At 35.5% G+C, this 25073-nt stretch carries 30 protein-coding genes, 1 pseudogene and 1 other annotated feature; of the genes and pseudogenes, 18 read left to right on the forward strand and 13 right to left on the reverse strand.

From position 1 onward, the window contains the following. Positions 1–29: 29 nt before the first annotated feature. Genes dltB through ACVWY7_RS22230 form a run of 3 tightly spaced genes read right to left on the reverse strand, consistent with a single transcriptional unit; the run spans position 30 to position 2869 of the window. Positions 30–1196, reverse strand: a complete 1167-nt coding sequence (gene dltB, locus ACVWY7_RS22220; RefSeq protein ID WP_000127952.1) for a D-alanyl-lipoteichoic acid biosynthesis protein DltB — start codon at positions 1194–1196, stop codon at positions 30–32. Continuing rightward, positions 1193–2710, reverse strand: a complete 1518-nt coding sequence (gene dltA / locus ACVWY7_RS22225) for a D-alanine--poly(phosphoribitol) ligase subunit DltA (protein ID WP_000770516.1) — start codon at positions 2708–2710, stop codon at positions 1193–1195. Before dltA ends, dltB begins: the two co-directional genes overlap by 4 nt. 12 nt (positions 2711–2722) lie before the next feature. Continuing rightward, complete coding sequence (locus ACVWY7_RS22230; protein WP_000440293.1) at positions 2723–2869, reverse strand: teichoic acid D-Ala incorporation-associated protein DltX; 147 nt, start codon at positions 2867–2869, stop codon at positions 2723–2725. A 336-nt stretch (positions 2870–3205) separates the two neighbouring features. Here ACVWY7_RS22230 and amaA point away from each other — a divergent pair, with 336 nt between their 5' ends. The 5 genes from amaA to ACVWY7_RS22255 all read left to right on the forward strand — a co-directional run bounded on the left by amaA (position 3206) and on the right by ACVWY7_RS22255 (position 6276). Next, positions 3206–4375 (forward strand): N-acyl-aliphatic-L-amino acid amidohydrolase, encoded by a 1170-nt coding sequence (amaA, locus tag ACVWY7_RS22235; protein ID WP_073522431.1) that lies wholly within the window; start codon positions 3206–3208, stop codon positions 4373–4375. 226 nt (positions 4376–4601) lie between these two features. Continuing rightward, positions 4602–4778 (forward strand): hypothetical protein, encoded by a 177-nt coding sequence (locus ACVWY7_RS22240; protein ID WP_000929023.1) that lies wholly within the window; start codon positions 4602–4604, stop codon positions 4776–4778. Beyond that, positions 4771–5217, forward strand: a complete 447-nt coding sequence (locus ACVWY7_RS22245) for a flavodoxin (protein WP_073522449.1) — start codon at positions 4771–4773, stop codon at positions 5215–5217. The genes ACVWY7_RS22240 and ACVWY7_RS22245 overlap by 8 nt, the downstream gene beginning before the upstream one ends. A 24-nt stretch (positions 5218–5241) precedes the next feature. After that, on the forward strand, positions 5242–6015 hold the full coding sequence (locus ACVWY7_RS22250; protein ID WP_000544541.1) for a hypothetical protein: 774 nt from the start codon (positions 5242–5244) through the stop codon (positions 6013–6015). Between the two features lie 99 nt (positions 6016–6114). Beyond that, positions 6115–6276, forward strand: a complete 162-nt coding sequence (locus ACVWY7_RS22255; protein ID WP_000651087.1) for a hypothetical protein — start codon at positions 6115–6117, stop codon at positions 6274–6276. 2 nt (positions 6277–6278) lie between these two features. Here ACVWY7_RS22255 and ACVWY7_RS22260 read toward each other — a convergent pair whose 3' ends face one another. Then, positions 6279–7181: an aminoglycoside phosphotransferase family protein gene (locus ACVWY7_RS22260; RefSeq protein WP_062921681.1), complete on the reverse strand. Its 903-nt coding sequence runs from the start codon at positions 7179–7181 to the stop codon at positions 6279–6281. Positions 7182–7264: 83 nt separating this feature from the next. Between ACVWY7_RS22260 and ACVWY7_RS22265 the strand changes: the two genes are divergently transcribed. Next, on the forward strand, positions 7265–7783 hold the full coding sequence (locus tag ACVWY7_RS22265; protein WP_003293534.1) for a hypothetical protein: 519 nt from the start codon (positions 7265–7267) through the stop codon (positions 7781–7783). Between the two features lie 64 nt (positions 7784–7847). On the opposite strand, the gene ACVWY7_RS22270 is transcribed toward ACVWY7_RS22265, so the two are convergent. The 3 genes from ACVWY7_RS22270 to ACVWY7_RS22280 all read right to left on the reverse strand — a co-directional run bounded on the left by ACVWY7_RS22270 (position 7848) and on the right by ACVWY7_RS22280 (position 9624). Continuing rightward, positions 7848–7997, reverse strand: a complete 150-nt coding sequence (locus tag ACVWY7_RS22270; protein WP_000743738.1) for a hypothetical protein — start codon at positions 7995–7997, stop codon at positions 7848–7850. A gap of 18 nt (positions 7998–8015) precedes the next feature. Next, entirely contained in the window at positions 8016–8189 is a 174-nt protein-coding gene (locus ACVWY7_RS22275) for a hypothetical protein (RefSeq protein WP_000343559.1), read from the reverse strand. A gap of 73 nt (positions 8190–8262) precedes the next feature. Further along, a complete protein-coding gene (locus tag ACVWY7_RS22280; protein WP_071737440.1) occupies positions 8263–9624 on the reverse strand; it encodes an MATE family efflux transporter in 1362 nt (453 codons plus the stop codon). Positions 9625–9807: 183 nt separating this feature from the next. Between ACVWY7_RS22280 and uppP the strand changes: the two genes are divergently transcribed. Beyond that, the gene (uppP, locus tag ACVWY7_RS22285; RefSeq protein WP_000796236.1) at positions 9808–10599 is read left to right on the forward strand and encodes a bacitracin resistance undecaprenyl-diphosphatase; all 792 of its coding nucleotides are present in this window, start codon (positions 9808–9810) and stop codon (positions 10597–10599) included. A 29-nt stretch (positions 10600–10628) separates the two neighbouring features. Here uppP and ACVWY7_RS22290 read toward each other — a convergent pair whose 3' ends face one another. Then, positions 10629–11216 (reverse strand): thioredoxin family protein, encoded by a 588-nt coding sequence (locus ACVWY7_RS22290; RefSeq protein ID WP_139242219.1) that lies wholly within the window; start codon positions 11214–11216, stop codon positions 10629–10631. A gap of 33 nt (positions 11217–11249) precedes the next feature. Continuing rightward, on the reverse strand, positions 11250–11681 hold the full coding sequence (locus tag ACVWY7_RS22295) for a regulatory YrvL family protein (protein ID WP_001001330.1): 432 nt from the start codon (positions 11679–11681) through the stop codon (positions 11250–11252). 162 nt (positions 11682–11843) lie between these two features. Between ACVWY7_RS22295 and ACVWY7_RS22300 the strand changes: the two genes are divergently transcribed. Continuing rightward, positions 11844–12263 (forward strand): MarR family winged helix-turn-helix transcriptional regulator, encoded by a 420-nt coding sequence (locus ACVWY7_RS22300; protein WP_000081439.1) that lies wholly within the window; start codon positions 11844–11846, stop codon positions 12261–12263. 136 nt (positions 12264–12399) lie between these two features. Continuing rightward, positions 12400–12555: a hypothetical protein gene (locus tag ACVWY7_RS22305; protein ID WP_000184930.1), complete on the forward strand. Its 156-nt coding sequence runs from the start codon at positions 12400–12402 to the stop codon at positions 12553–12555. 23 nt (positions 12556–12578) lie between these two features. On the opposite strand, the gene ACVWY7_RS22310 is transcribed toward ACVWY7_RS22305, so the two are convergent. Further along, positions 12579–13814: a dicarboxylate/amino acid:cation symporter gene (locus ACVWY7_RS22310; RefSeq protein WP_000814797.1), complete on the reverse strand. Its 1236-nt coding sequence runs from the start codon at positions 13812–13814 to the stop codon at positions 12579–12581. 1198 nt (positions 13815–15012) lie between these two features. Here ACVWY7_RS22310 and ACVWY7_RS22315 point away from each other — a divergent pair. Then, positions 15013–16356 (forward strand): TrkH family potassium uptake protein, encoded by a 1344-nt coding sequence (locus ACVWY7_RS22315; protein WP_000454128.1) that lies wholly within the window; start codon positions 15013–15015, stop codon positions 16354–16356. A gap of 33 nt (positions 16357–16389) precedes the next feature. Here the strand turns inward: ACVWY7_RS22315 and ACVWY7_RS22320 are convergent, their stop codons facing one another. After that, positions 16390–16773 carry a hypothetical protein gene (locus ACVWY7_RS22320; protein WP_002002373.1) on the reverse strand — a complete coding sequence of 128 codons (384 nt, stop codon included), beginning with the start codon at positions 16771–16773 and terminating at the stop codon, positions 16390–16392. Between the two features lie 214 nt (positions 16774–16987). Here ACVWY7_RS22320 and ytfJ point away from each other — a divergent pair, with 214 nt between their 5' ends. Together ytfJ and ACVWY7_RS22330 are read left to right on the forward strand one after the other, a co-directional pair. Then, the gene (gene ytfJ, locus ACVWY7_RS22325) at positions 16988–17455 is read left to right on the forward strand and encodes a GerW family sporulation protein (protein ID WP_000204237.1); all 468 of its coding nucleotides are present in this window, start codon (positions 16988–16990) and stop codon (positions 17453–17455) included. A 108-nt stretch (positions 17456–17563) separates the two neighbouring features. Further along, positions 17564–17653 (forward strand): hypothetical protein, encoded by a 90-nt coding sequence (locus tag ACVWY7_RS22330; RefSeq protein WP_000608226.1) that lies wholly within the window; start codon positions 17564–17566, stop codon positions 17651–17653. 352 nt (positions 17654–18005) lie between these two features. On the opposite strand, the gene ACVWY7_RS22335 is transcribed toward ACVWY7_RS22330, so the two are convergent. Further along, a complete protein-coding gene (locus ACVWY7_RS22335) occupies positions 18006–18245 on the reverse strand; it encodes a YkuS family protein (RefSeq protein ID WP_000101007.1) in 240 nt (79 codons plus the stop codon). Between the two features lie 126 nt (positions 18246–18371). Then, complete coding sequence (locus ACVWY7_RS22340; protein ID WP_000752504.1) at positions 18372–18611, reverse strand: DUF3911 family protein; 240 nt, start codon at positions 18609–18611, stop codon at positions 18372–18374. 59 nt (positions 18612–18670) lie between these two features. Here ACVWY7_RS22340 and ACVWY7_RS22345 point away from each other — a divergent pair. From ACVWY7_RS22345 to leuA, 6 genes and pseudogenes are all read left to right on the forward strand, one after another. Next, a pseudogene (locus ACVWY7_RS22345) lies at positions 18671–18908 on the forward strand (hypothetical protein). A gap of 119 nt (positions 18909–19027) precedes the next feature. Continuing rightward, positions 19028–19924, forward strand: a complete 897-nt coding sequence (gene ilvE, locus ACVWY7_RS22350; protein WP_001005489.1) for a branched-chain-amino-acid transaminase — start codon at positions 19028–19030, stop codon at positions 19922–19924. A 16-nt stretch (positions 19925–19940) separates the two neighbouring features. Continuing rightward, positions 19941–20168, forward strand: a binding site (T-box leader). Between the two features lie 72 nt (positions 20169–20240). After that, positions 20241–21941, forward strand: coding sequence for an acetolactate synthase large subunit (ilvB, locus tag ACVWY7_RS22355; protein WP_073522451.1), 1701 nt, complete (start codon positions 20241–20243; stop codon positions 21939–21941). Next, the gene (gene ilvN, locus ACVWY7_RS22360; protein WP_000822948.1) at positions 21938–22447 is read left to right on the forward strand and encodes an acetolactate synthase small subunit; all 510 of its coding nucleotides are present in this window, start codon (positions 21938–21940) and stop codon (positions 22445–22447) included. Before ilvB ends, ilvN begins: the two co-directional genes overlap by 4 nt. A gap of 26 nt (positions 22448–22473) precedes the next feature. Beyond that, on the forward strand, positions 22474–23484 hold the full coding sequence (gene ilvC / locus ACVWY7_RS22365) for a ketol-acid reductoisomerase (RefSeq protein ID WP_073522453.1): 1011 nt from the start codon (positions 22474–22476) through the stop codon (positions 23482–23484). 1 nt (position 23485) lies between these two features. After that, a complete protein-coding gene (gene leuA, locus ACVWY7_RS22370) occupies positions 23486–25006 on the forward strand; it encodes a 2-isopropylmalate synthase (RefSeq protein ID WP_073522455.1) in 1521 nt (506 codons plus the stop codon). Positions 25007–25073 lie beyond the last annotated feature (67 nt).

Raw genomic sequence — 25073 nt, forward strand, 5'->3', positions numbered from 1 at the left:
CAACTTCTTAATGGTATAAGAAGGGTGCATTAAAAGTATCTGTTAAGGTGTCCAGAGAAAATTAGGAAACCGAAACATACAACGTGGAACGTAATTACGATCGCAAGGACGTGTGTAAATTTATTGTTTGGCCAAAACTTATGCTTTTTGTTTTTTCGTTCAAAAATATCGAATAGAATAAACAGTGCGGCATGATAAAGACCATAAATAATGTATTGATACACATGCTCACCAGTAATATGCCAAATTCCCATGATGAAAAAGTTTAAAAATGCACCGATATACGAAATTGTATAACGGTTTTTAATTAACTTTTTCTTCGTTGCAAAAAAGACGAAACGCATGTAAATAAAATCACGGAACCAGAATGATAAACTCATGTGCCAACGGTTCCAGAAGTCTTTAATGTTACGACTAATGAACGGCTTATTAAAGTTTTCAGGCGTTTTAATACCCATCATATAACTTACACCAATTACAAATGAGCTATAACCAGCAAAGTCGAAGAATAAATATAGGCTATAGCTATACATGTAAATCATATTGGATAAAATTGTATCTTGCTGAGCAAACGCTGGATCCATAAAATATTGCTTTATTAAGTAAGCGATAATAAATTTATACAAGAAACCTTGGAAAATACGGTTTAACCCTGTATATAGTAAATTTTGATATTCTTCAGCGCTAGGTGGCTTTTGAATGTCTTTTTGGAATCTACGATAACGATCGATAGGTCCTGTTGAAATCGCTGGGAAGAATAAAACGAATTCCCAAAAATTAAAGAAGGAAAGTTCCTTAATTAATCCATCGCGAACTTCAAATACCATTTGCACTGCTCTAAATGTTACATAAGACATCCCTAAAAATACAATAAACTTTAGTTCAGGTGCAAACGGTGCGATTTTTGCCAAAATAAGTGGCAAAATTGATAAAATAACAGCTATACAGAATGTAAATGTACTATTATTTTGTTTTCTTAAAAGTAAATAGCCTTTAATAAGGACATATTGCCAAATAATAAATGCGGCTAACATAATAGCTTGCTTCGGTTTATCCGAGAAGATAATAGCAAGCATGACTAATGTTAAAACGGCATTATATTTACGCAACATTTTACCTTTTAGTCCAGCTATGATAGTAGGTATTAATAAAATGCCCACTATAGCGAAAAAATAAAATGATCCATATGCGGTCATGCTGTAACCTCACTCAATAATTTTTTGCGATCTACCTTTCCATTTGGTGTCATTGGAATAGAAGATTGATACATGAATTTACGTGGAATCATGTAGTTTGGTAATCGCTCATTGAGTTCTTTTTTGATTGCAGATGTTAATTTGAATTCTTTTTCAAATGAATGTTCTCCAGGAACAACAACCGCTAATAAATAATCGTATTTCTCACCTTTTTTAATTGGAACGATAACTGCTCCTTCTACGTAAGAACACGCACGAAGATGATGCTCAATTTCTTCTAATTCCATTCGATAACCATGCAGCTTAATTTGGAAATCAAGACGACCATTATAGAATAGAAGACCATTTTCAACATAGCCAGCATCGCCTGTTTTATAGGCACGCTCACCGTCAATCATAGTAAATGCTTTTTCTGTTAATTCAGGGCTTCCTAAATATCCAACGCTTACGCTTGGACCGACAATTACGATTTCACCTTTTTCACCATCAGGTGCAATCGTGCCATCTTCTTTCATAATAAGAAGGCGACAATCTGATTTACAGTAGCCAACTGGAAGTGATTTGTATTGATCAAGCACTTCTTCTGTAACGTGAATACCTGTTACAGCGACAGTAGCTTCTGTTGGACCATACGTATTCATAATTGTTGCTTTTGGGAAACGCTCAATTAATTTTCTAGCTACTTCATTTGGTAACACTTCACCGCAGAATAAGAATGTTTTCATGTTTGGTAGCATACTCTCAGAGAAAGATACTTCCATTAAACACATCTCTGCGAAAGATGGTGTGGAAGTCCATACTTGTATATCCGATTGCTCTAAAGAAGCAAACAAGTCTTTTGGACGTGCAATCATATCTTTATCAATTGCCCAAAGTGTACCACCTGTTACTAACGATGGGTAAATATCCATGACAGATAAATCAAATGAGAAAGGTGCTTGGTTTAAGAATACTTGCCCTGTTTGTAAGTTGAAATCTTCTACAGTCCATTTTGTAAAGCTTACAAGGCAGTTATAAGTAATCTGAACCCCTTTCGGATTACCTGTGCTTCCTGATGTGTAAATAATGTAGAAGTTCTCATCACCTTTTACCGCATGTTCAGGATTTGGAGTGTTCCCTTTATGAGTAAAGAAAATATCTTTTAAGTTGTCTTCACTTACAATGCGAACTGGTAAATCAGTTACAGTTACTGCTGCTGCTGCTGATAAAAGTAATTTCGCACCAGAATTTTCAGCGATACGTTGTACACGATCAGCTGGGATAGATAAATCTACAGGAATATAAGCATGTCCAGCTTTTACACATCCTAAAAAGTTAATAATCATTTCAGGTTGCATATGGCCATACACCATAATTGGTGAACGATCATCTGGATACTCAGAAGAAATCCAATGTGCTAACGCATCAGAATCTTCCTTTAATTGTTTGTACGTAATTTTCGCATCTCGCCAAACAAAAGCAGTTTGATCAGGCGTTTCAATAGCCCACTTTTCAATTTGTTCTAATAACTTCATAACGTTCCCACCCTAAAATTCGTTGTAAATAAATGTACTTGTGTTTGTATCATGGAATCCATACAACCAAAGTAATGCAAATAAAATTGCAAGGTAATAAACCGTCTTTGCAACCCATTGTGTGAGTGGTCGAGACCATATCTCTTTTAATCTTTCCATGTCTTTCCCTCTCTTAATGAAATAATAGCTCTTTGTAGGTATCATGTCCTACATTATTGTGAAAAAAACAAACTTCCACATTTTAGGTAAAAATAAGTCAAAAGGCTCTTTTTTGATATTAGCACTAAATACTAAAAAAGAAAATCCCTAACTTAGCAATTATATTACATTCAGCATGAATTTGTAATGGGTTTGATATGTAAATAGAAAGTGGATTGTGTGAATAAATAAAAGTGGACTATAAGAATGTATAAAAATATAGTATTTGTTTTTATTAATTATTCAAAACGGAGTAAACTTTTTATTTCTATCTCTTTTGAAAAGGAGGAGATTATCATGAATAGAGTGTGGAAGAGTTTAATTGCGGAAGAAAATATCGTGAAATGGAGAAGATATTTTCATAAGTATCCGGAATTATCGTTTCATGAGAAAGAAACTTCACAATTTATATATGATACATTATGCTCATTTTCTTCTTTTGAAGTAACGAGACCGACGAAGTATAGTGTACTAGCAATTAAAAGAGGAAATGTACAAGGGAAAGTGATTGCAATTCGAGCTGATATAGATGCTCTGCCAATTCAAGAGGAGACAAGTAAATCTTATACGTCTGTGAATAAAGGAATGATGCATGCATGTGGGCATGATGCTCACGCAGCTATTTTGTTAAGTACAGCAGAGGTACTGTCAAATATAAAGGAAGATTTTGCAGGGGAGATTCGTCTACTTTTTCAGCACGCAGAAGAGGTATATCCCGGCGGGGGACAAGAAATGGTTGAGGCAGGTGTAATGGACGGTGTTGATTATGTAATAGGTTTACATGTTATGTCAGGACTTGAGAGCGGGAAGATAGGAATTGCATATGGGCCGATGATGGCGGCACCAGACGTATTTACAGTTGAAATTCAAGGGAAAGGGGGACATGCGGCGAGGCCGGAGGAAACGATAGATCCTATTGCTATCGGAGCGCAGATTATTACAAATCTACAACATATTGTATCAAGAAATACAAGTGCTTTCATGCAAAGAGTCGTTTCAGTTACGCAGTTTCATGGGGGAATGGCTGATAATATTATTCCTAGTGCAGCAACTTTAATGGGCACTGTTCGTTCATTTAATCAAGCATTAAGGGTGGAAGCAGAAGAGAAAATTGAAAAAATCGTGAAAGGCATTACAAAAGCACATGGAGGGGCGTATACATATACGTATCGATATGGATATGATCCAGTGATTAATGATGAATATATTACGAAAGTAGTAGAAGAAAGTGCAATACACTTGTTTGGGAATGAGCGTGTTGTGAAGCTTGAACCTTCTATGGGAGGAGAAGATTTTTCAGCATATTTAAGAAAAGCACCTGGTTGTTTTATTAAACTAGGAACTGGTAATGAAAAGATAAATACTTGCTATCCGCATCATCATCCAAAATTTGATGTAGATGAATCAGCGCTAATTAGTGGAGTGGAATTATTTTTAGAGACAACGATAAGACTACTAAAATCATAGAGAAATATAAAAAAAGGCAACTGCGCTCTATCGCAGTTGCTTTTATTTCTTTCCGTCAGAGAGGGCTGAGAAAGAACTATGCTCATTTATAGTATATGAATAGCTAACGGACAAGCTTGTACATTTTAATCATTTTTTTAAAAATAGTTGTTGACATTGATAATCAATGTCAATTAATCTAAATATAGTTGAAATTGATAATTATTATCAATAGGATGGATGCGACATGTTAATGAGAAAAAATTTTCACCTTCTGCGGAGGGGATTAAAAGATAAAAATAAAGATGTTGATCAGCATATGGAATGGCAACGAAATGTAATTCGGTCTGAATATGTAGATGAGAAGAAGAGCATTCAAACAGAAAAAGAGATACAAAGTAAAGGGAGAGGTTCAGTTGAGTAAGTTAGTAATGATTTTTGCGAGTATGAGTGGAAATACAGAGGAAATGGCTGATCATATTGCCGGTGCAATTCGTGAAACAGAAAATGAAATTGAAGTTATTGATATTATGGATTCACCAGAAGCTTCTATATTAGAAGAGTATGATGGAATTATTTTAGGTGCATACACTTGGGGAGATGGTGACCTTCCTGATGATTTCTTAGATTTTTATGACGCAATGGATTCTATTGATTTAACTGGAAAAAAAGCGGCAGTATTCGGATCATGTGATTCAGCTTATCCAAAATACGGCGTGGCGGTTGACATTTTAATAGAAAAGCTACAAGAACGCGGTGCAGCAGTTGTGTTAGAAGGACTAAAAGTAGAATTAACGCCAGAAGATGAAGATGTAGAAAAATGTTTACAGTTTGGAGCTGAATTTGTAAAACACCTTTCTTAATGGCAGAAGGGAGATGAAGAGTAAGTGCATGAGAAAATCGCGATCAAAACGATGACAGATTATCATTTGTATGATTTTATGCGTTGCCCGCATAAATTTTATTTTCGTCATATAAAAAGAAGAGAACCTTCTTCGTTTGAATGGCAACAAATCGCACAAATGATTGTGAATCAAATTATTAACGAATATTACACACTACCTGCGGGCCAACAGACGAAAATTGTACTTTTACTATTAATAGAAAAGTATTGGAAAAAAGTAAGGATTAATATGTTTGCTTCGAAGACGGAGTATTATATTGTGTTAGCAAAGCTAACAGATCACTTATTACAGTTTGTTGAAAGAGATGATAGTCAGACACCGCCGTTATTTTTATATGAAAAATTTCAAACATATATGGAAGAGTTAGGTGTGCACATGTCATTGACACTAGAAGTTGGTGAGTGGAGTACTGAGTCGTTTGTAATTAAAAAGTATGTTGTCGATGCGGATGAGGAAATGCTTGCTCTTTGTCAAAAGTTAATGACAGTATTTAGTTATAAAGCTTTCGGCATTCTTCCAGGGAAAATTGAAGTTATTAATTTAATAGAAGGAACTAAGTATGAGTACATTCCGAAACAAGAAGATATAACAACTGGAATGGCTGATTTATCTAGAATGAAAGAAATGTTGCAGCAACCTGAGCACTACACAGAGCGTCATTTTCGTTCTGAGTGTATAAGTTGTGCATTTCGTAGCGAATGCCAAGGGGAAGAAGTAAAGAAAGAAGCAAAGCAGAAGAAAAATATTGTACATTAAAGGATGCAAATTTGCATCCTTTTTTTGTTGTTGACATGAAAAGCTTTTCATCATTTACCGTATATTTGTAGCAGATTTTAATAAAGGGAGGAATAATCAATGAAAGATGAAACGAAAGTATTTCAATGGTTAAAAGAACAAAATGCTCCTTTTGGGATTCAACTGCAAATTTTACAAGCATTTCAACTATATAAAGTCATTATTGAAATGGATAAAAAGTTAATGATGTATGAGGAGAGGGAATATAGGGAGAGAATGTAATCTCATCCCTGCAGTATTACTTTCAGTTGTTCTATACTTGCTAGAAATTCAAGTTCATTCTTTGTTTCAAAGTTATAAATCATGTTATGTAGTAAAGGACTGTACTGATAAAAACTCGTGATGCGGTGAATGAGTAATGGGTCATGGTGTGAAGTAAGTGTACTATATTGTTCATATACTGATGTAGTAAATTCATGTCCGAAATTATAATATAGCCCAGCAAAATCAAAGGCAGGATCTCCAATTTGAGCATCACCAAAATCGATAATCCCTGAAATGGTTTTATTTTGTTTGTCAAATAAAATATGATGATGTGTAAAGTCAGCGTGAATGATTGCATTTGGAAATGCCGATGTAGCTATACAGGCAAAAAAATTCTCGAATAAACGGTTTAAGGTTGATTTCTGGAACGAAGTTAGACTGTTAGTAACATACTCATTTAATTTAGTTTGTAGCTCTTTCCAGTAGGTAAGTGTTTTTTCGGTAGGGAACCCTAACGCTGTAACACTTTTTAGAGGAATGCTATGTAGAGCCGCAAGGAAAGTAGCTAATTGTGTAGTAATTATTTTTCGTTCTTTTTCATCTAAGTTCGCAACTATTTCTGTTTTTAATGGTTCACCATGAATGAGAGTATAGTAACTACAAAGAGGCACCTCATCAGATTCATTTTCATAAATTAGGTGATATTGTGGAACTTCGATTTCTTGTAGTGATTGAGTGAGAATTGTGCACAGTTCTTTTTCTAACGGAATTCGCATTGCATATTCCTGTTTTCGCGGGAAACGAAACAATAGTTCATCATTTACAATAACCGCTACATTATCCCATCCTTCTTCATTTTGTTTATATGAGTGTATAGAAAGATTAGGCAAAGCTTCTTTTATATATTGTTTGTAAGAGTCCATAATTGTTCCTCGTTTCTGATTTAAGTTATTCTACTTTATGATATCAGAATTTTCTTTCTATATGTTAAAATATACCTATCATTATGGAGAAGGGTGAGAGTATTATGAAGAAAAGAATAGTAATCATTTCTCTATGTATCGTTTTTGGACTGTTTTGGTCATATAAAGAAGAAGTTTTTGCTAGCTATAAACCAATTGATCAGTACGGATTAAATAAGGAATTAAAGAACAAAAGTATAGAAACTTTAACTCATAATGAAATGAAAAAGGTAGGAGAACATTTTGTGACCGAGCAACTATCAGTTTTTGAGTTTACTAATAAAGAAGATGTGAAACGAAAAGGTGAAGAACTATTTTTAAATAGAGGGTATGAACAATTAATGAAAAATTATTATCCAAATCGCTTTCAGGATTTAGAGTATAAATTTACAAACGAGGAGATACGTGAAGTGACGGATGAAAGTTTTCTCTATCAAACTGTAGCGTACGTGACGGGTATTGAAAATGGTAAGAGAAGCGAAATGAAATTGAATTATGAAATGAAAATTGTAAAGGTTAATCATACATTTAAGGTGTTAGAACAAAAACAGTATGTACAATAAAGTGAAATATGAATTAGTATCATAAATAGCGGGATAAAAAAATCCCCCAGTTCTTTGAGGGATTCTAAAGATTTTCATTTTGTTGACCAATTTCTTTTTGAGCAATATATAAATTCCCTTGCTCAACTTGTTTTTGAGTAAGAACAGAATCACCTGCATACCCTTTTTCTGTTTTCACAGTTCTTTTTGAACGATTGGAATCTTGTTTCTTCATATAATAAATCACCTTCCATCAAAAATAAACGAAAATGATAAGCACAAGCAATACAGCAGCAAAAATGGTAATACCCATTAAAAACGAAGTGTTTTTATATTTAGGTGGCTTATGTACATCTTGCCGATATCCAGGTGAAATTTCAGGGGCGAATTCTTCGTCGAATGATTGCTTTTTTTCTTTTTCGTCCATATGTATCCACCTTTCTTTTTCATTATGTTATACGTTACAAGAAAAAATATGCATAAAGAAAACAACCGCTATATTATGAGCGGCTGTTTTGCGTTGTATATTTTCTCTGAACTTGAAAGAGACGGATGAGGAGGAAGGTTGCTCCAAATGCTAGACCGATAATAAGACCAATCCAATATCCTTTTGCTGCCCAGTCAGTATAAGTTGCTAATATGTAACCGAGAGGGAGACCTATTACCCAATAGGCGATTAATGTCATAATTAAGGCGACATTTACATCTTTATAACCACGTAGTGCCCCTTGTACAGGAGTTGCAATTGCATCTGAAATTTGAAATAAAATCGCAAATATAAGAAATTCTTTTGCTAAATGATGAACTTGTATATCTGTCGTATAAATAGAAGCAATTTCATCATCAAAGAAGTAAAGAAGAATGGAATACAATAGGGCGAATGCCAGTGCTAATCCAATCCCGATAAATCCATACTGTTTTGCGTTATTATATCGTTTCGCTCCAACTTCAAATCCAACAGCGATGGTCATTGCCATTGCTAAACTTAAAGGAGTCATATATAGCAAGGAAGCGAAGTTCATAGCTGCCTGATGAGCTGCAATTGTTGTCGTACTAAAATTACTCATCATAAGTGTTACCGCAGCAAAAATACTCGTTTCAAAAAAGATAGCAAATCCGATAGGGACGCCAAGTTTTAAGAATTCTTTCCAACTCGAAAGGGAAGGACGATATAATTGTTTAAAGATATTGAAAGATGCAAAAGGCTCTTTCGTACGAATAATCATAACGGTAATAATTAAAATGCACCAATAGGTTGCTGCAGAAGCAATTGCTGCTCCGACACCACCGAGTTTTGGAAAACCGAAGTTACCGAAAATTAATACATAATTTAATACTACGTTGATTGGTAATGATAGTAATGTAATAATCATCGTTGTGCGAGTTTTTCCTAATGCATCAATAAATCCGCGTAAAACTGTGTAAGTAAATAAAGGGATAATTCCAATTGCAATGATACTTAAAAATTGTGCCGCAATACGTTCTACAGGTTCTTCTAATCGCATGCCATTTAAAATAGGTGTAACAGTAAAGAAACCGATAAGGATAACAACGAGGCTAGCGAAAATGGCTAAATATACTGCTTGTATGACAACGTGAGGAACATCCTCTTTTTTCTTAGATCCAACGAGTTGTGCAACAATTGGAGTCGTAGCCATCAAAATTCCTGTTAATCCCGTACTAACTGGAATCCATATACTTGTTCCGATAGCAACACCTGCTAAATCAATAGGGCTTGCATGTCCTGACATGGTCGTATCGAAAAAACTCATTGCAAATAATGACATTTGCGTCACGAAAATCGGGAAAAATAGTAATACAAATTGCTTTAATTTTTGTGAGAATGAATTAGTTTCTTTCATAAAATCCCCTTTCCGCTAAAAAAACCAAACTCTTACTATCATACAATTTAATCAAAAAATAGAAAAGAAATACGCGCATACAGCATGTAAATTCAATAAAAAAAAGGATGCACTTTAAAAGGGGATAAGGTATTATGATAAGGTGTGAAAAATTACATATTTGTTATTAAGGAGGCACTACTTGTGGCTGATTGGTTAATTGGTATAATCATGGGTGCTGTTGAAGGGTTAACAGAGTTTTTACCAGTATCATCAACAGGGCATATGATTTTAACAGGACATCTAATTGGATTTGACGACGATAGAGCGAAAGTTTTCGAAGTTGTTATTCAATTGGGATCGATTTTAGCAGTTGTTGTTATATTTTGGAAACGTTTATGGTCTTTAGTAGGTATAGGGAAAGTAACAGATGGACCATCGTTAAATTTATTACATATTATTATCGGGATGATTCCAGCCGGCGTACTTGGCGTATTGTTCCATAGTGCGATTAAAGAAGTTTTATTTGGGCCAGGCCCAGTTGTTATTAGCTTAGTGGCTGGTGGTATTTTAATGATTGTTGCTGAGAAGTTTTCGAAACCAAGTACAGCAAGAACATTAGATGAAATCACATATAAACAAGCATTTACAATCGGAATGTTCCAATGTTTAGCGCTTTGGCCAGGCTTTTCTCGTTCTGGTTCTACAATAAGTGGTGGTTTATTAGCTCGCGTATCACATACAGCGGCAGCTGAATATACATTTATTTTAGCAGTACCAATGATGGTAGCTGCAAGTGGCTTAGATTTAATTAAAAGCTGGGATATATTAAGTACGGCTGATATACCGTTATTTGCAACAGGATTTATTACTGCATTCGTTGTTGCGATGCTTGCAATTGTTTCATTCTTAAAATTATTATCTCGTGTAAAACTAACACCGTTCGCTTACTACCGTTTCATTTTAGCTGCGGTATTCTATTTCTTCATTATGTAATAAAAAAACTGCCGAGTTCGGCAGTTTTTTTATTTTACTACTTTTTCTATCATGCTTTCCATTACATGTTCCCATAGAGAAGTATCATCAGCTAATGTAGCACGGAAATTAGCGTACATTTCTTTTTGTTTCTCTTCGAATGTTGGATCTTCTTTTTCAGGCAATGTAGCACGCATTGAAGTTACTAACTCCTGTACTTTTGGAGCGCGTGGTCCCCAAACGGCTTGTTCATTTCCATCTTTATCAATGAAAATAAAGATTGGAATCGCACGTGCTGTTCCGTTTGTTAAATATTGATCCATTAATTCTAAGTTTTCATCGCGAATTAATAATGACATATCAATATTTGCAACTTCAGAAATTCGTTTCATAACAGGTACGCATAAAAGAGCATCGCCACACCAATCAGCTGTTAATACGATAACACGCCAGCCATCATTTTGACGTTCTTCTAATACAGGAAGTAATTCATTTGGAATTAAAAAGTTATTGTAAATGTGCAGTAGTTCGTACTGATTTACTTTCATTTCATTCACATATGTATCAAAGGACATACCTTTATCAGCCCATTGTTGTAAGTTCACAAGTAACACCTCTTTAGTATGATTTATTTTCATTGTACCAATTTTTATATAGAAAAGCTTGTATTCTTACTCTTTCTTGTCACTTAATAATTTACTTAATAGGAAAAGGAATAATACGATACATAATTCAGCAAGATTGGACAGTTGTACGCTCTCTATCCAATCATCGGCAATATGAATGACGAACCAATCTAGCGTAATTTCAATGATTGCGAAAAGAGTAATAGAAAGCCAATTGGGCATGTTTTTTGTCATTGGATATAGAATGACCTTGAAGAAAATGAAGAAAAAGAATGTAATACCGTCTAAGAAAGTGATTAATAAAAAAAATAGAAGTAAAGCAGTGCGCGAACTATACTCTATACCAGTTATATGAAAGATTCCTACATATACAAAAAATATAAATGCAAAAACTATAATGAGAAAAAGAATAACAAAACCAATAATTAAAGTCTTATCTTTTAGATTAAGATTAGAAAATTTGTCTTCTTCGTTCACTACTCCAACTCCTTTTTCTGGAAATTCAATTTTATTGTATCATGAAATATATATTAAAAAACTACGAATTGTGGGAAAATAAGGTGACAAAAAGTAAGATTTCATGTAAAATTATTAATAAGGTTTTTATTTAACTAAATGAAGTAAAAGGGGCTGTCAAAGTTGTCTCAAAATCGAGAGCAATTAATGGAAGAACTATCGACAAATGTGTTTGCTATGTTCCGCACGTTGCGTAATGATATTGGAAAAATATTTGGTGGTTATATACCGTGGAATGAGTTCATCGTCCTTAGAATATTGAATCGTACGAATAAAGAAATGGTATCACGTGTAGCGAATGAGTTAAATGTGTCGAATAGTCATATTACAGCTGTTACAGAAAAATTAATTAATAAAGGTTTTGTCACTCGTTCACGTTCCACTTCAGATCGCCGCGTTGTATATTTAGAGATTACAGAACAAGGGAAAGATTTAGTTGCGAAAATGGAAGGTGCGAAAAAACAATATTTACAAGAAAGATTTTCTACGCTTTCAGAAGAAGAAATGAATATAATGATATCTATTTCTAAAAAGCTTATTTAAGTCATTACAAGTAAGAAAACGCTTACGTAATGAAAGAGGAGACCTTCCTTATATGAGGAAGGTCTCCTTTCGTTTGTAAAAGATTATAAAAAAGAAAATATGTAACATACTACTAATAAAGGAAGGGGGCAGAAATATGACAAATCGAAATGGTAGTAAAGGGAGCGGAAACCAAGGCTCACCGAAATCAGGACAATTTCAGCAAGAGTTTAGTGCAGAATTTGAAACTGGTGATGATAACAAAGGAAAAGAATATCGTTCGAAAAAGGGAAGTAAATCAAAAAAGGAGTGAATCATTTCACTCCTTTTTTTGATTTAAGATGCGGCAGATTGATCCGTATTATATTTTTCTTCTGATTTTGCGACAATCATTGCGCAAATTGCATCACCAGAAATATTTACAGCTGTTCTTGACATATCTAGAATACGGTCAATACCGATAATTAAGGCAATACCTTCTACCGGTAGGTTTACTTGATTTAAAACCATTGTAAGCATTACAAGCCCAACACCTGGTACACCAGCAGTGCCGATACTAGCTAGTACAGCAGTTAATACGACGACAGCTAATTGTGTCACTGTAAGTTCAACGCCGTACACTTGAGCGATAAATACAGTTGCTACACCTTGCATAATAGCAGTGCCATCCATATTAATTGTTGCACCTAGTGGTTGTACAAAAGAGCTGATTGCTTTTGGAACTCCAAGCTTCTCTTGTGCGGTTTTCATTGCGAATGGAAGAGATGCATTAGAGCTCGATGTACTAAATCCAATTGCCATTACCGGTCCGAAATGTTTAAAGAAACGGACAATACTTTCTTTTGCTAATACTTTTAATAAGCCGCCATATACGAAGACACCGTGAATAATGAGTACCAACATAACGACAATCATATACTTGAACATCGCAGCGACGCCTGCAAGACCCATTTTACCAACGGATGAAGCGAGCAAGCCAAATGTTCCGATTGGAGCCAATTTCATAACGAGATTAACGAGATACATCATTAATTCGTTGCCCTGTTCAAGTAATGAATGGATACCTTGAACTCGTTTTCCTAAAATAGCTATACCGAGTCCGATTAATACGGCGAAGGCAATAATTTGTAACATGTTTCCATCAGCCATCGCTTTTGCTGGATTATCTGGTACGATATTTAGCAATGTATCAACGAAAGATGTTTCGGTTTTTGCCCCCTCATATTTAAGCCCTTCGGTTTTAAAGTTACCGCCAGATCCTGGTTTTATAATAAGTGCAAATGTAACAGCAATAGAGATGGCAACAGCTGTTGTTAAGAGGAAGAATGAAATTGATTTTAAACCGATTCTTCCAAGTTGCTTCGGATCTCCAAGACCAGCAGCTCCAAGCACGATAGAAATAAACACGACAGGAACAACTAGCATTTTAATGAGTCGAATAAACAATTGACCAAGTGGATTGAACACATATTGATTTAATGGATCAAAAATGGATGGAGCAGCTAAATTTAAAGTGAGTCCGACAACTAAACCAAGAAATAATGCAATTAAGATTGCTTTTGTTTGTTTCAATAAAATCCCCCCTTATTTTTTGTGAAATAATTTTCTACATTAATTGTACCGAAAAAATACCTATTTTGACAATGTTTTCTGAATATTTTGTATAAAAATGTGTATTTTCATGTAGAGAGGATTATATTTTGTATTTGAAACACAAAATAGGCCATCACATATGATGGCCTAGGGAAGGGGACAATTTATGTCAATTTAATTAGGGATGGAAGTTGTTCAAGACACTGGGGAATGTCTTATAAATTAGGGAGGAACAACTTCGATACATACACTATAAAAGGTAGATGTGACCTCAGTGTGAACATAGAGTGAAAGAGAGAGGGAGTTTTAAATAGAAGATAGAGTAAACAAAAAAATAAGACCATCACACAGGATGGCCTAGGGAAGGGGACAATTTATGTCAATTTAATTAGGGATGGAAGCTATTCAAAGACACTGGGGAATGTCTTATAAATTAGGGAGGAATAGCTTCGATACATACACTATAAAAGGTAGATGTGACCTTGGTGTGAACATAGAGTGAAAGAGAGAGGGAGTTTTAAATAGAAGATAGAGTAAACAAAAAAATAAGACCATCACACAGGATGGCCGAAGGAAGGGGACAATTTATGTCAATTTAATTAGGGATGGAAGTTGTTCAAGACACTGGGGAATGCCTTATAAATTAGGGAGGAACAACTTCGATACATACACTATAAAAGGTAGATGTGACCCCCGTGTGAACATAGAGTGAAAGAGAGAGGGAATTTTAAATAGAAGATAGAGTAAATAAAAAAATAAGACCATCACACAGGATGGCCGAAGGAAGGGGACAATTTATGTCAATTTAATTAGGGATGGAAGTTGTTCAAGACACTGGGGAATGTCTTATAAATTAGGGAGGAACAACTTCGATACGTATACTATAAAAGATAGATGTGACCCTTATGTGAACATAGGGTGAAAGGTATGAGGATTTAAGAAATGATACATGTAAAATGATTGTTACGAGAGTTGTAGAGTAAGAATAAATATAATAGAAATTGTCTTGTCGTAAAATGAAGTGAAGTTCGAGTATAAATAAAAGTTGAAAACTATGAAAAAAAGGATTATGCTCAACTATATTATAAGAATATGAGGTTTATCCGACTATTTGAAGGCTCTTAAAAGCTTTTATTTATGAAGGAAAAGCTGCACTTTATTAAGGGAGTTAGTGAATATGGAAGTAACAAAAAGACAAAGGCTGTATAATCGTTTTATACGATTAAATCCACCACAAATATTAGCATTAGGTTTTTTCTGCTTAATTGTGGTTGGCGGTTTGTTATTAAAGTTACCATTCGCAACGAAAGTACATATTAGTTGGGTAGATGCTTTCTTTACGGCAACGTCAGCAGCAACTGTAACGGGATTGGGAGTAGTAGATACTGCAAGTACGTTTACGATGTTTGGTGAAATTGTTATTATGTTTTTAATTCAAACAGGTGGTCTAGGTCTTATGACGATTGCCATTTTAATTGTTTGGGTATTAGGTAAAAAAATTGGTTTACGCCATCGCTTATTAATTGGAGAGGCTTTTAATCAGACAAATATAGGTGGTCTCGTAAAATTAGTAAAACGTGTCTTTATATTTTCAATTTGTATTGAGTTTATTGGAGTTATCTTTTTATCGTTTCGCTTTATTCCGGAATTCGGTTTTGGGAAAGGGTTATATTATAGTATTTTCCATGTAATTGCATCCTATAATAATGCGGGATTTGCTCTATGGCCGGATAATTTAACGAGGTATGTAGGCGATCCTATTATTAATATTGGGATTTGCTCTTTAATCGTAATAGGTGGTCTCGGATTTACCGTATTAATTGATATATGGTATAGCCGTAGTTTTCGAAAATTATCACTGCATTCAAAAATCATGATTGTTGGAACAGTAGCGCTAAATGTAATAGCGATGATTGTGATTTTTATATTGGAGTATAATAATGTGAAGACGTTAGGGAATTTACCTTTAAATGAAAAATTATGGGCTTCTTTCTTCCAAGGTATTACTCCTCGTACTGCAGGATTTAATACAGTTGACTACGGAGGTATGGAAGAATCATCTATATTATTTACGATGGTTTTAATGTTTATTGGTGCAGGAAGTGTATCAACAGGTGGAGGGATTAAATTAACAACGTTTGTTATTTTAGTTACATCTGTCCTTTCTTTCTTTAGAAAGAAAGAGGAAATTGTTTTATTCCAGCGCACAATCAAAATGTCGACAGTAACGAGAGCTTTAGCCATAGCTGTTGCCAGTCAAATCCTCATTTTTGCAGCAGTATTTGTATTAATGCTTACAGAAAACTTCAGTTTTATTCAGTTACTATTTGAAACAATTTCAGCATTTGGAACAGTAGGGTTAACGATGGGGATTACTGCGAAGTTATCAGCGTTTGGAAAATGTATTATTATGTTTGTTATGTTTTGTGGATTAATCGGACCGTTAACACTTGTTTTTTCTTTAGCACGACCAGCAAAACAAAAAATTAAATATCCATCAGAAGATGTATTTACAGGATAAGGTATCTCGCATAAGCGAGATACCTTTTTCTTTTTAAAAAAGGGAGAATAATAAACCGATAAGTGCTACTCGGAATAAAATTGCAATGAGTGCTGCAATTCCGCCGACAATCGCAGCGATACCACCAGTTACAGTAGCTCCGCGATTATAAGCGTAAATACCCAGTAGTACAGAAACAAGACCAAATAATGTTGGGAAGGTAAATAGTGATAGGATAGATAAGGCAAGAGCGATGAAGCCAGCAGTTGATCCAGCGGCAGACGATCTTACATCATCTTTATGATCTTTCTCATCGTAATCATAATCAATGCGCTGTGGTGCGACTTCGGCTGCATATTCTTCTTTATAGTCACTATCTATTCTATCTCTTTTTTTATACTCATCAAATTTCTCAGTCAAAGTCATGACTCCTTTCATAACAAGGTTCAATAGTAGTATGTATCTCTTTTTCATTTTTATCCCGCTTTCATGGGCAGTAAGACCCCAACCTCAAAATTCAGTGAAAGCAAAGAAGTTAGGTGGGGGATGAAGAACCCCCCACTGATTAAAGTTTTACTTTATCCGAGTATGTACAGGGGGTAATATCCATCTAAAAGGAGGAAATTGTTTTTTTGAAATAGGAAAAGTTAGTATGACTTCCTCTATTTTGGAAAGTATAAAAAAGAATAATGAGGAAAGGGTGCAATACATAATGGAACATCCAATTGAAAATTTAATGAAAACAGCAATGACAAATTTAAAAGAGATGGTAGATGTAAATACGATTGTTGGAAGTCCAGTTTCAACAGCTGACGGAAATGTAGTATTAACAGTATCTCAAGTTGCTTTTGGTTTTGGTGCCGGCGGAAGTGATTTTAAAGGTGATTTTATTTCCGAAAAACATAGTAACGGACAAGGACAGCATAAAGAGAACAAGCAAAGTCATCCGTTTGGAGGCGGAAGCGGGGCTGGGGTTTCCATTAGCCCGGTTGCTTTTTTAGTAGTTGGTTCTAACGGTGTACAAGTATTACACCTCAATAGTAGTACACATTTAATTGAGAAGGCTTTAAATACTGTACCAAGTACTGTAGATAAATTTGTAAATAGTCGTCAAAAGTGAACTTGCATTTTTTAGGAATTATGATATATTAGAAAAAGTGTGCTTTATGATGATCGGAATAATTGAATTGTAAATATATATGATGTGTGGAATAAGGGAGAGGAATTTATGATTAATATCAAAAACTTAGTAGTTGGCTTATGTATGTTAGTAAGCGGCTTTGTAGTATATGTAGTAAAAGAAAAAGCTCCATTCTAAAACAGACAAACCGTTACTGTCTGTTTTTAATTTGCAAAAAATATTGACGAGTTGTTGTATTGGTGTTATAATTTTATTTCGTGTCTCGGTTACAGCTAGTGTAAAGTAAATAAATCTTATAAATATAATACGAAAAGTTTGCGAAAGATCGGGTAGTTTTACCAACAACTTTTGTGAACAAACCCTATAAATTATAATTGTAGGCTTTATAGGTATACTAGTGAATCAAGGAGCGGTCAGTGGAACCGTAATGATGAGAGAGAGGTAGGGCTTTCATCCAGTATATGTTACTTTCCCGTTAGGTGAATATAAACAAGAGGACTCCTTTTCAAAAGGAGTCCTCTTTCATTTTTTAAGTACGACTTTCAACTTGTTGACAAACTTCATCCGTTGTTAAACCGTGAGCTGTAATTACGGATCCCTTAATTGATGCATCTGCAATCCCCATCATATTGGAATCTTGCCCAGTTACCACACAACAATCGCAACCTTGTGCATCCTGTTCTGAATTAAGGGTAACAACTTCATGTCCTTGTTGCTTAAGAGCTTGCTGAACATCTGTTAATGAGTTTTCAACGCCGATTCTAGCCATAATTCTCACCTCCTACCATCTATTTGCTAGTATGCTCAAGTACATCACATATATTTATGCAAAGAAGATAGGAAGCATATATTTCTCTTGCTATTTATGGATAGGTTGATTAAAGTTTCACTTTATTTAGTCGTTATATACACCCGTAAGCATTTGACTTACGAATTGATCGTTTAGAGTATCTTGGGCGGAAGAAGTATTTGAATGAATGTCGATTGAAGCAATGAAATTGTTATGTTCTTTATTATTTGGTTCTACCTCTACATAATTATCAAATTTACAAAAACCTTTCGTATCCATTAGATCAAATAGTTGAAGCATCTCTACTACCTCTTGTCTCGTTCCTTTAATTTGTACACACGCCATATTGATTTCCTCCTTCATTTTGACAAATTGTTTTTTAAAAATAGGATTATGATTCCGAAATGAAAAATATGAATGTTATTTTTAGACAGCGTTATTTTTATTATTTTCCCCCTTTTTCAGCAAAAGTCGTTGTATATCCCTGAATTTATAAAAACGGACGTCCGTTTATTGAATACAATAGATTCGTATCAATTGATGAAAATCCTTCTTTTAAACAAATATTTTTTTTAGCGGAAATTGGTGAAAAAAATTTTTTGACTTTTTGTAAACGTTAACAATGTTGTTAAATCAATATAATTAAAGATGTACGTACGAATAAAAATTATAAATTTTCTAAAAATTCACTTGATTTATTTAGAAAGGATAGTAAACTAGGAAACAATAAAAAATTCATAGAACATAGGAGGCGCTTTCCAGTGAACGAGCAATGGATTTTCTTAAATGGAGAATTTGTTCCAAAAGACGAGGCAAAAGTATCAGTATATGATCATGGTTATTTATATGGCGATGGAGTATTTGAAGGAATTAGAGTTTATAGCGGTAATGTTTTCCGTTTGAGAGAGCATCTTGTCCGGTTATATGAATCAGCAAAATCCATCATGTTAGAAATTCCATATTCTTTAGATGAAATAACGAATATTGTTGTTGAGACGATCCGACAAAATAAATTATCTAATGGATACATTCGCCTAGTTGTATCGAGAGGAGCAGGAAATCTTGGGTTAGATCCTGATTCTTGTACGAAACCGAATGTAGTAGTAATTGCAGAGCAACTATCTTTATTCCCGCAAGAGTATTATGAAAAAGGGATTCCAGTTGTAACAGTTGCAACGCGCCGAAACCGCCCAGATGTATTGTCGCCTCAAGTAAAATCTTTAAATTACTTAAACAATATTTTAGTTCGCATCGAAGCGAAATTGGCTGGAGTACAAGAAGCGCTTATGTTAAATGATCAAGGATACGTAGCTGAAGGCTCAGGAGATAACGTGTTTATTGTAAAAGGAAATAAATTAATTACACCACCAAGTTCTGCTGGAGCGTTAGAAGGTATTACACGAAACGCTATTTTAGAAATCGGTGAAAAACTTGGATATGACGTTAAAGAAGAGTTATTTACAAGACATGATGTATATGTAGCTGATGAAGTATTTTTAACAGGAACGGCTGCGGAAGTAATTGCTGTTACGACAGTAGATGGTAGAACGATCGGTTTAGGGCAAACAGGTCCACATACGAATCGTTTATTAGAAGAATTCCGAAAGTTAGTTATAGAAGATGGAGAGAAAATTTACGAAGAAAATAAAGTTGGATAACAACTTTTTATAACATAAGAAAGCGTTGAGAGGGAGGAGTAGTTGATTGTGAAGCCTCACAGAGAGTCGGTGGTTGCTGGAAACCGATGGTTCACGTCGACGAACATCGCCCTTGAGTGCTAAGCTGAAGCATTTGTCTAGGCTTAGACGGTAGCTCCGTTATTAGCTAGACTCATTTATGGGTCACTGAGGCAAGAGTATTCTTGCAAAGAAGGGTGGTACCGCGAAATCTTTCGTCCCTTCAGCACATAGCTGGAGTGTGGACGTAGGATTTTTTTTATTGATAAAAGTTTTTAAAAGGGGGCTTATGAGAACAATGTCTTCAAAAACGGAAGAGAAACTGGCAACCGGTGCACAGCTATTGTTAGAAGCGCTAGAAAAGGAAGGAGTAGAAGTGATTTTTGGTTATCCTGGTGGTGCAGTTTTACCTCTTTATGATGCGCTCTATGACTGTGAAATTCCGCATATTTTAACAAGGCATGAACAAGGAGCTATTCACGCCGCGGAAGGGTATGCCAGAATTACTGGCAATCCAGGGGTTGTAATTGCAACGAGTGGACCAGGTGCTACGAATGTGATTACTGGTTTAGCAGATGCGATGATTGATTCATTGCCACTTGTTGTATTTACAGGGCAAGTAGCAACAACGTTAATTGGAAGCGATGCTTTCCAAGAAGCGGATATTATGGGGCTTACGATGCCAGTGACAAAACATAACTATCAAGTGCGAAAAGCTTCAGATTTACCTCGAATTATTAAAGAAGCATTTCATATTGCTAGAACAGGAAGACCAGGCCCAGTCGTTATTGACCTTCCGAAAGATATGGTAGTAGAGCAAGGCGAACGATGTAGTGATGTGCAAATGGATTTACCAGGATACAACCCTAATTATGAACCGAATCTACTGCAAATAAACAAATTATTACAAGCAATTCAGGTTGCAAACAAGCCATTAATTTTAGCTGGAGCAGGTGTATTGCATGCGAAAGCTTCAAAAGAATTAACAAGTTTTGCTCGTAAATATGAAATTCCTGTTGTGCATACATTACTTGGTCTTGGTGGGTTTCCACCAGATGATGAACTATTTCTAGGGATGGGAGGAATGCATGGTTCTTACACAGCTAATATGGCGTTATATGAATGCGACTTACTCATTAATATAGGCGCGAGATTCGATGATCGTCTTACTGGAAATTTAGCTTATTTTGCGAAAGAGGCGACTGTCGCGCATATCGATATTGATCCAGCAGAAATCGGAAAAAATGTACCGACTGAAATTCCTATTGTTGCAAGTGCTAAGCAAGCGCTCCAAGTATTGCTTCAACCAGAAGGAAGGAAAGAAAATCATCATGAGTGGATCTCTTTATTAAAGAATAGAAAAGAAAAGTATCCATTCTCTTATAAACGAAATTCTGAAAGTATTAAGCCTCAATATGCAATTGATATGTTATATGAAATTACGAAGGGAGAAGCGATTGTAACAACAGATGTGGGGCAACATCAAATGTGGGCAGCCCAATATTATCCGCTCAAAACTCCAGATAAATGGGTAACTTCAGGAGGACTAGGAACGATGGGATTTGGATTTCCGGCAGCAATTGGTGCACAAATTGCAAAGCCTAATGAACTAGTTATTGCAATTGTCGGTGATGCTGGATTTCAAATGACTCTGCAAGAATTAAGTGTGTTAAAAGAACACTCTTTACCTGTTAAAGTATTTATTTTAAATAATGAAGCTTTAGGAATGGTAAGACAATGGCAAGATGAATTTTATAACCAAAGATATTCGCACTCTTTACTATCGTGTCAACCAGATTTCGTTGCTCTTGCAAATGCGTACGGCATAAAAGGGGTTCGCATAGATGATCCACTTCTTGCGAAGAAACAATTGCAGCATGCAATTGAATTACAAGAACCAGTCGTAATTGATTGCCGTGTACTTCAATCAGAAAAGGTAATGCCGATGGTTGCGCCAGGGAAAGGTGTTCACCAAATGGAGGGAGTGGAAAAAAGGTGAAGAGAATTGTTACAGCAACAGTTCGAAATCAAAGTGGTGTGTTAAACCGAATTACAGGTGTTATGACACGAAGACATTTTAATATTGAAAGTATTTCAGTAGGTCATACGGAATCATCAGACATATCGCGGATGACGATTGTTGTACACGTTGAAAATGAACAGCAAGTTGAGCAGTTAATTAAACAACTTCATAAGCAAATTGATGTTTTGAAAGTATCAGATATTACAGAGGAAGCGATGATTGCAAGAGAACTTGCACTTATTAAAGTAGCAACTTCAGTAGCAAGAGCGGAATTATACAGTTTAATTGAACCGTTTCGAGCCGCTGTAATAGATGTTGGGAAGGATTCCATAGTGGTGCAAGTAACAGGTACGCAGGAGAAAGTAGAAGCATTAATTGAATTACTTCGTCCATACGGTTTGAAAGAAATTGCAAGAACAGGTGTAACAGCCTTTACGCGTAGTATGAAAAAACAAGATAAGCAAGTTATGTTAATTCAATAATCATTTAAATATAGGGGGAAATGAAAATGGCTAAAGTTTATTATGAAAAAGATGTAACGGTAAATGTATTAAAGGAAAAGAAAGTAGCAATCATTGGATATGGTTCGCAAGGTCATGCGCATGCACAAAACTTACGTGATAACGGATTTGATGTAGTAGTAGGTTTAAGAAAAGGGAAGTCTTGGGATAAAGCGAAAGAAGATCGATTTTCTGTATATACAGTAGCGGAAGCAGCAAAGCAGGCTGATGTAGTAATGATTTTGCTGCCAGATGAACTGCAACCAGAAGTATATGAAACGGAAATTGCACCAAATTTACAGGCAGGAAATTCTCTCGTTTTTGCACACGGATTTAATGTTCACTTTGATCAAGTGAAACCACCAGCGAATGTAGATGTATTTCTAGTAGCACCAAAAGGTCCAGGACATCTTGTACGCCGTACATTTAGTGAGGGCGGTGCTGTTCCAGCATTATTTGCAGTATACCAAGATGCAACAGGGGTTGCGACTGAAAAGGCACTTTCTTATGCCGATGGAATTGGAGCGACGAGAGCTGGTGTATTAGAAACGACATTTAAAGAAGAAACGGAAACAGATTTATTTGGAGAGCAAGCTGTACTTTGCGGTGGAGTAACTGCGCTAGTAAAAGCTGGATTTGAAACGTTAGTTGATGCCGGATATCAGCCGGAACTTGCATATTTTGAATGTTTACATGAACTGAAACTTATTGTTGATCTTATGTATGAAGGTGGACTTGAAAATATGAGATATTCAGTTTCAGATACAGCGCAGTGGGGCGACTTCGTATCAGGACCACGCGTTGTAACAGAAGATACGAAAAAAGCGATGGGTACAGTGCTAGCAGAAATTCAAGATGGTACATTTGCAAGAGGTTGGATTGCAGAGCATAAAGCAGGAAGACCGAATTTCCATGCGACAAATGAGAAAGAAAATGAACATGAAATCGAAGTAGTTGGACGTAAATTACGTGAAATGATGCCTTTCGTACAGCCGCGAGTAAAGGCAGGGGTCAAATAATATGAAGCAAATTTTGTTCATGGATACGACGCTACGTGATGGCGAACAATCACCAGGAGTAAATTTAAATGAACAAGAGAAATTGCAAATTGCAAGGCAATTAGAGAGACTAGGGATTCATGTCATGGAAGCTGGCTTTGCAGCAGCTTCCGAAGGGGATTTTCAATCGGTAAAACGTATCGCAAATACAATTCAAAATGCTACAGTTATGAGTTTAGCTAGAGCGAAAGAAGGCGACATTCGAAGAGCATATGAAGCTGTGAAAGGTGCGGTATCTCCTCGTTTACACGTATTTTTAGCTACGAGTGATATTCATATGAAATATAAACTTTGTATGTCAAAAGAAGATGTATTAGATAGTATTTATCGATCGGTTACACTTGGGAAATCGTTATTTCCGACAGTACAATTTTCAGCAGAAGATGCAACAAGAACAGCAAGAGATTTTTTAGCTGAAGCGGTAGAAGTTGCGATTCGTGCAGGAGCGAATGTAATTAATATTCCAGATACAGTTGGGTATACGAATCCAGAAGAATATTATTCTCTTTTTAAATATTTACACGAATCCGTTCCTTCATATGAAAAAGCAATTTTCTCTTGTCATTGTCATGATGATCTTGGGATGGCGGTAGCAAATTCATTAGCTGCAGTTGAAGGCGGAGCGTTGCAAGTAGAAGGAACAATTAATGGGATTGGAGAAAGAGCAGGGAATGCGGCGTTAGAAGAGGTTGCAGTTGCTCTTCATATTAGAAAAGATTTCTATAAAGCAGAGCCTTCTATGACGCTAAAAGAAATTAAAGCAACAAGTACATTAGTAAGCAGATTAACAGGTATGGTTGTACCGAAAAATAAAGCGATTGTTGGAGCGAATGCATTCGCTCATGAATCAGGCATTCATCAAGATGGTGTATTAAAAGAAGTGACAACATATGAAATTATTGAACCCGCGCTAGTAGGCGAATCTCAAAATCTATTTGTACTTGGAAAACATTCTGGGCGTCACGCGTTTACAGAAAAAATGAAAGAACTTGGCTATGAATTTACAAACGACGAGCGGGATGCAGTATTTGAAGCATTTAAAAAATTAGCTGATCGTAAGAAGGAAATTACGGAGGAAGATTTACGAGCACTTATGCTTGGTGAAGCAGCATTTGCGGCTCAGCAATATAACATTACGCAATTGCAAGTACATTTCGTATCAAATAGTACACAATGTGCGACAGTTGTACTAAAAGATGAGGAAGGAAATGTATTCGAAGATGCAGCTACTGGCTCTGGTAGTATTGAAGCGATTTATAATGCAATCCAAAGAATTTTAGGATTGGAATGTGAATTGGCGGATTATCGCATACAATCTATTACACAAGGTCAAGATGCACTGGCTCATGTTCATGTTGAATTAAAAGAAGGAGCACATCAAGTATCAGGTTTTGGTGTTGCACAAGACGTATTGGAAGCGTCGGCAAGAGCATATGTCCACGCAGCGGGGAAATTGAAATCTTTTATCCAGCTTGTGAAATAAGTGTTTGATAGGTGAGAGGAGCTATTCTCACCTATCAAATTAAAGTTCTGAAAATTCGGTTAAAAGG

The sequence above is a fragment of the Bacillus sp. TE9106W genome (genome assembly GCF_054062215.1).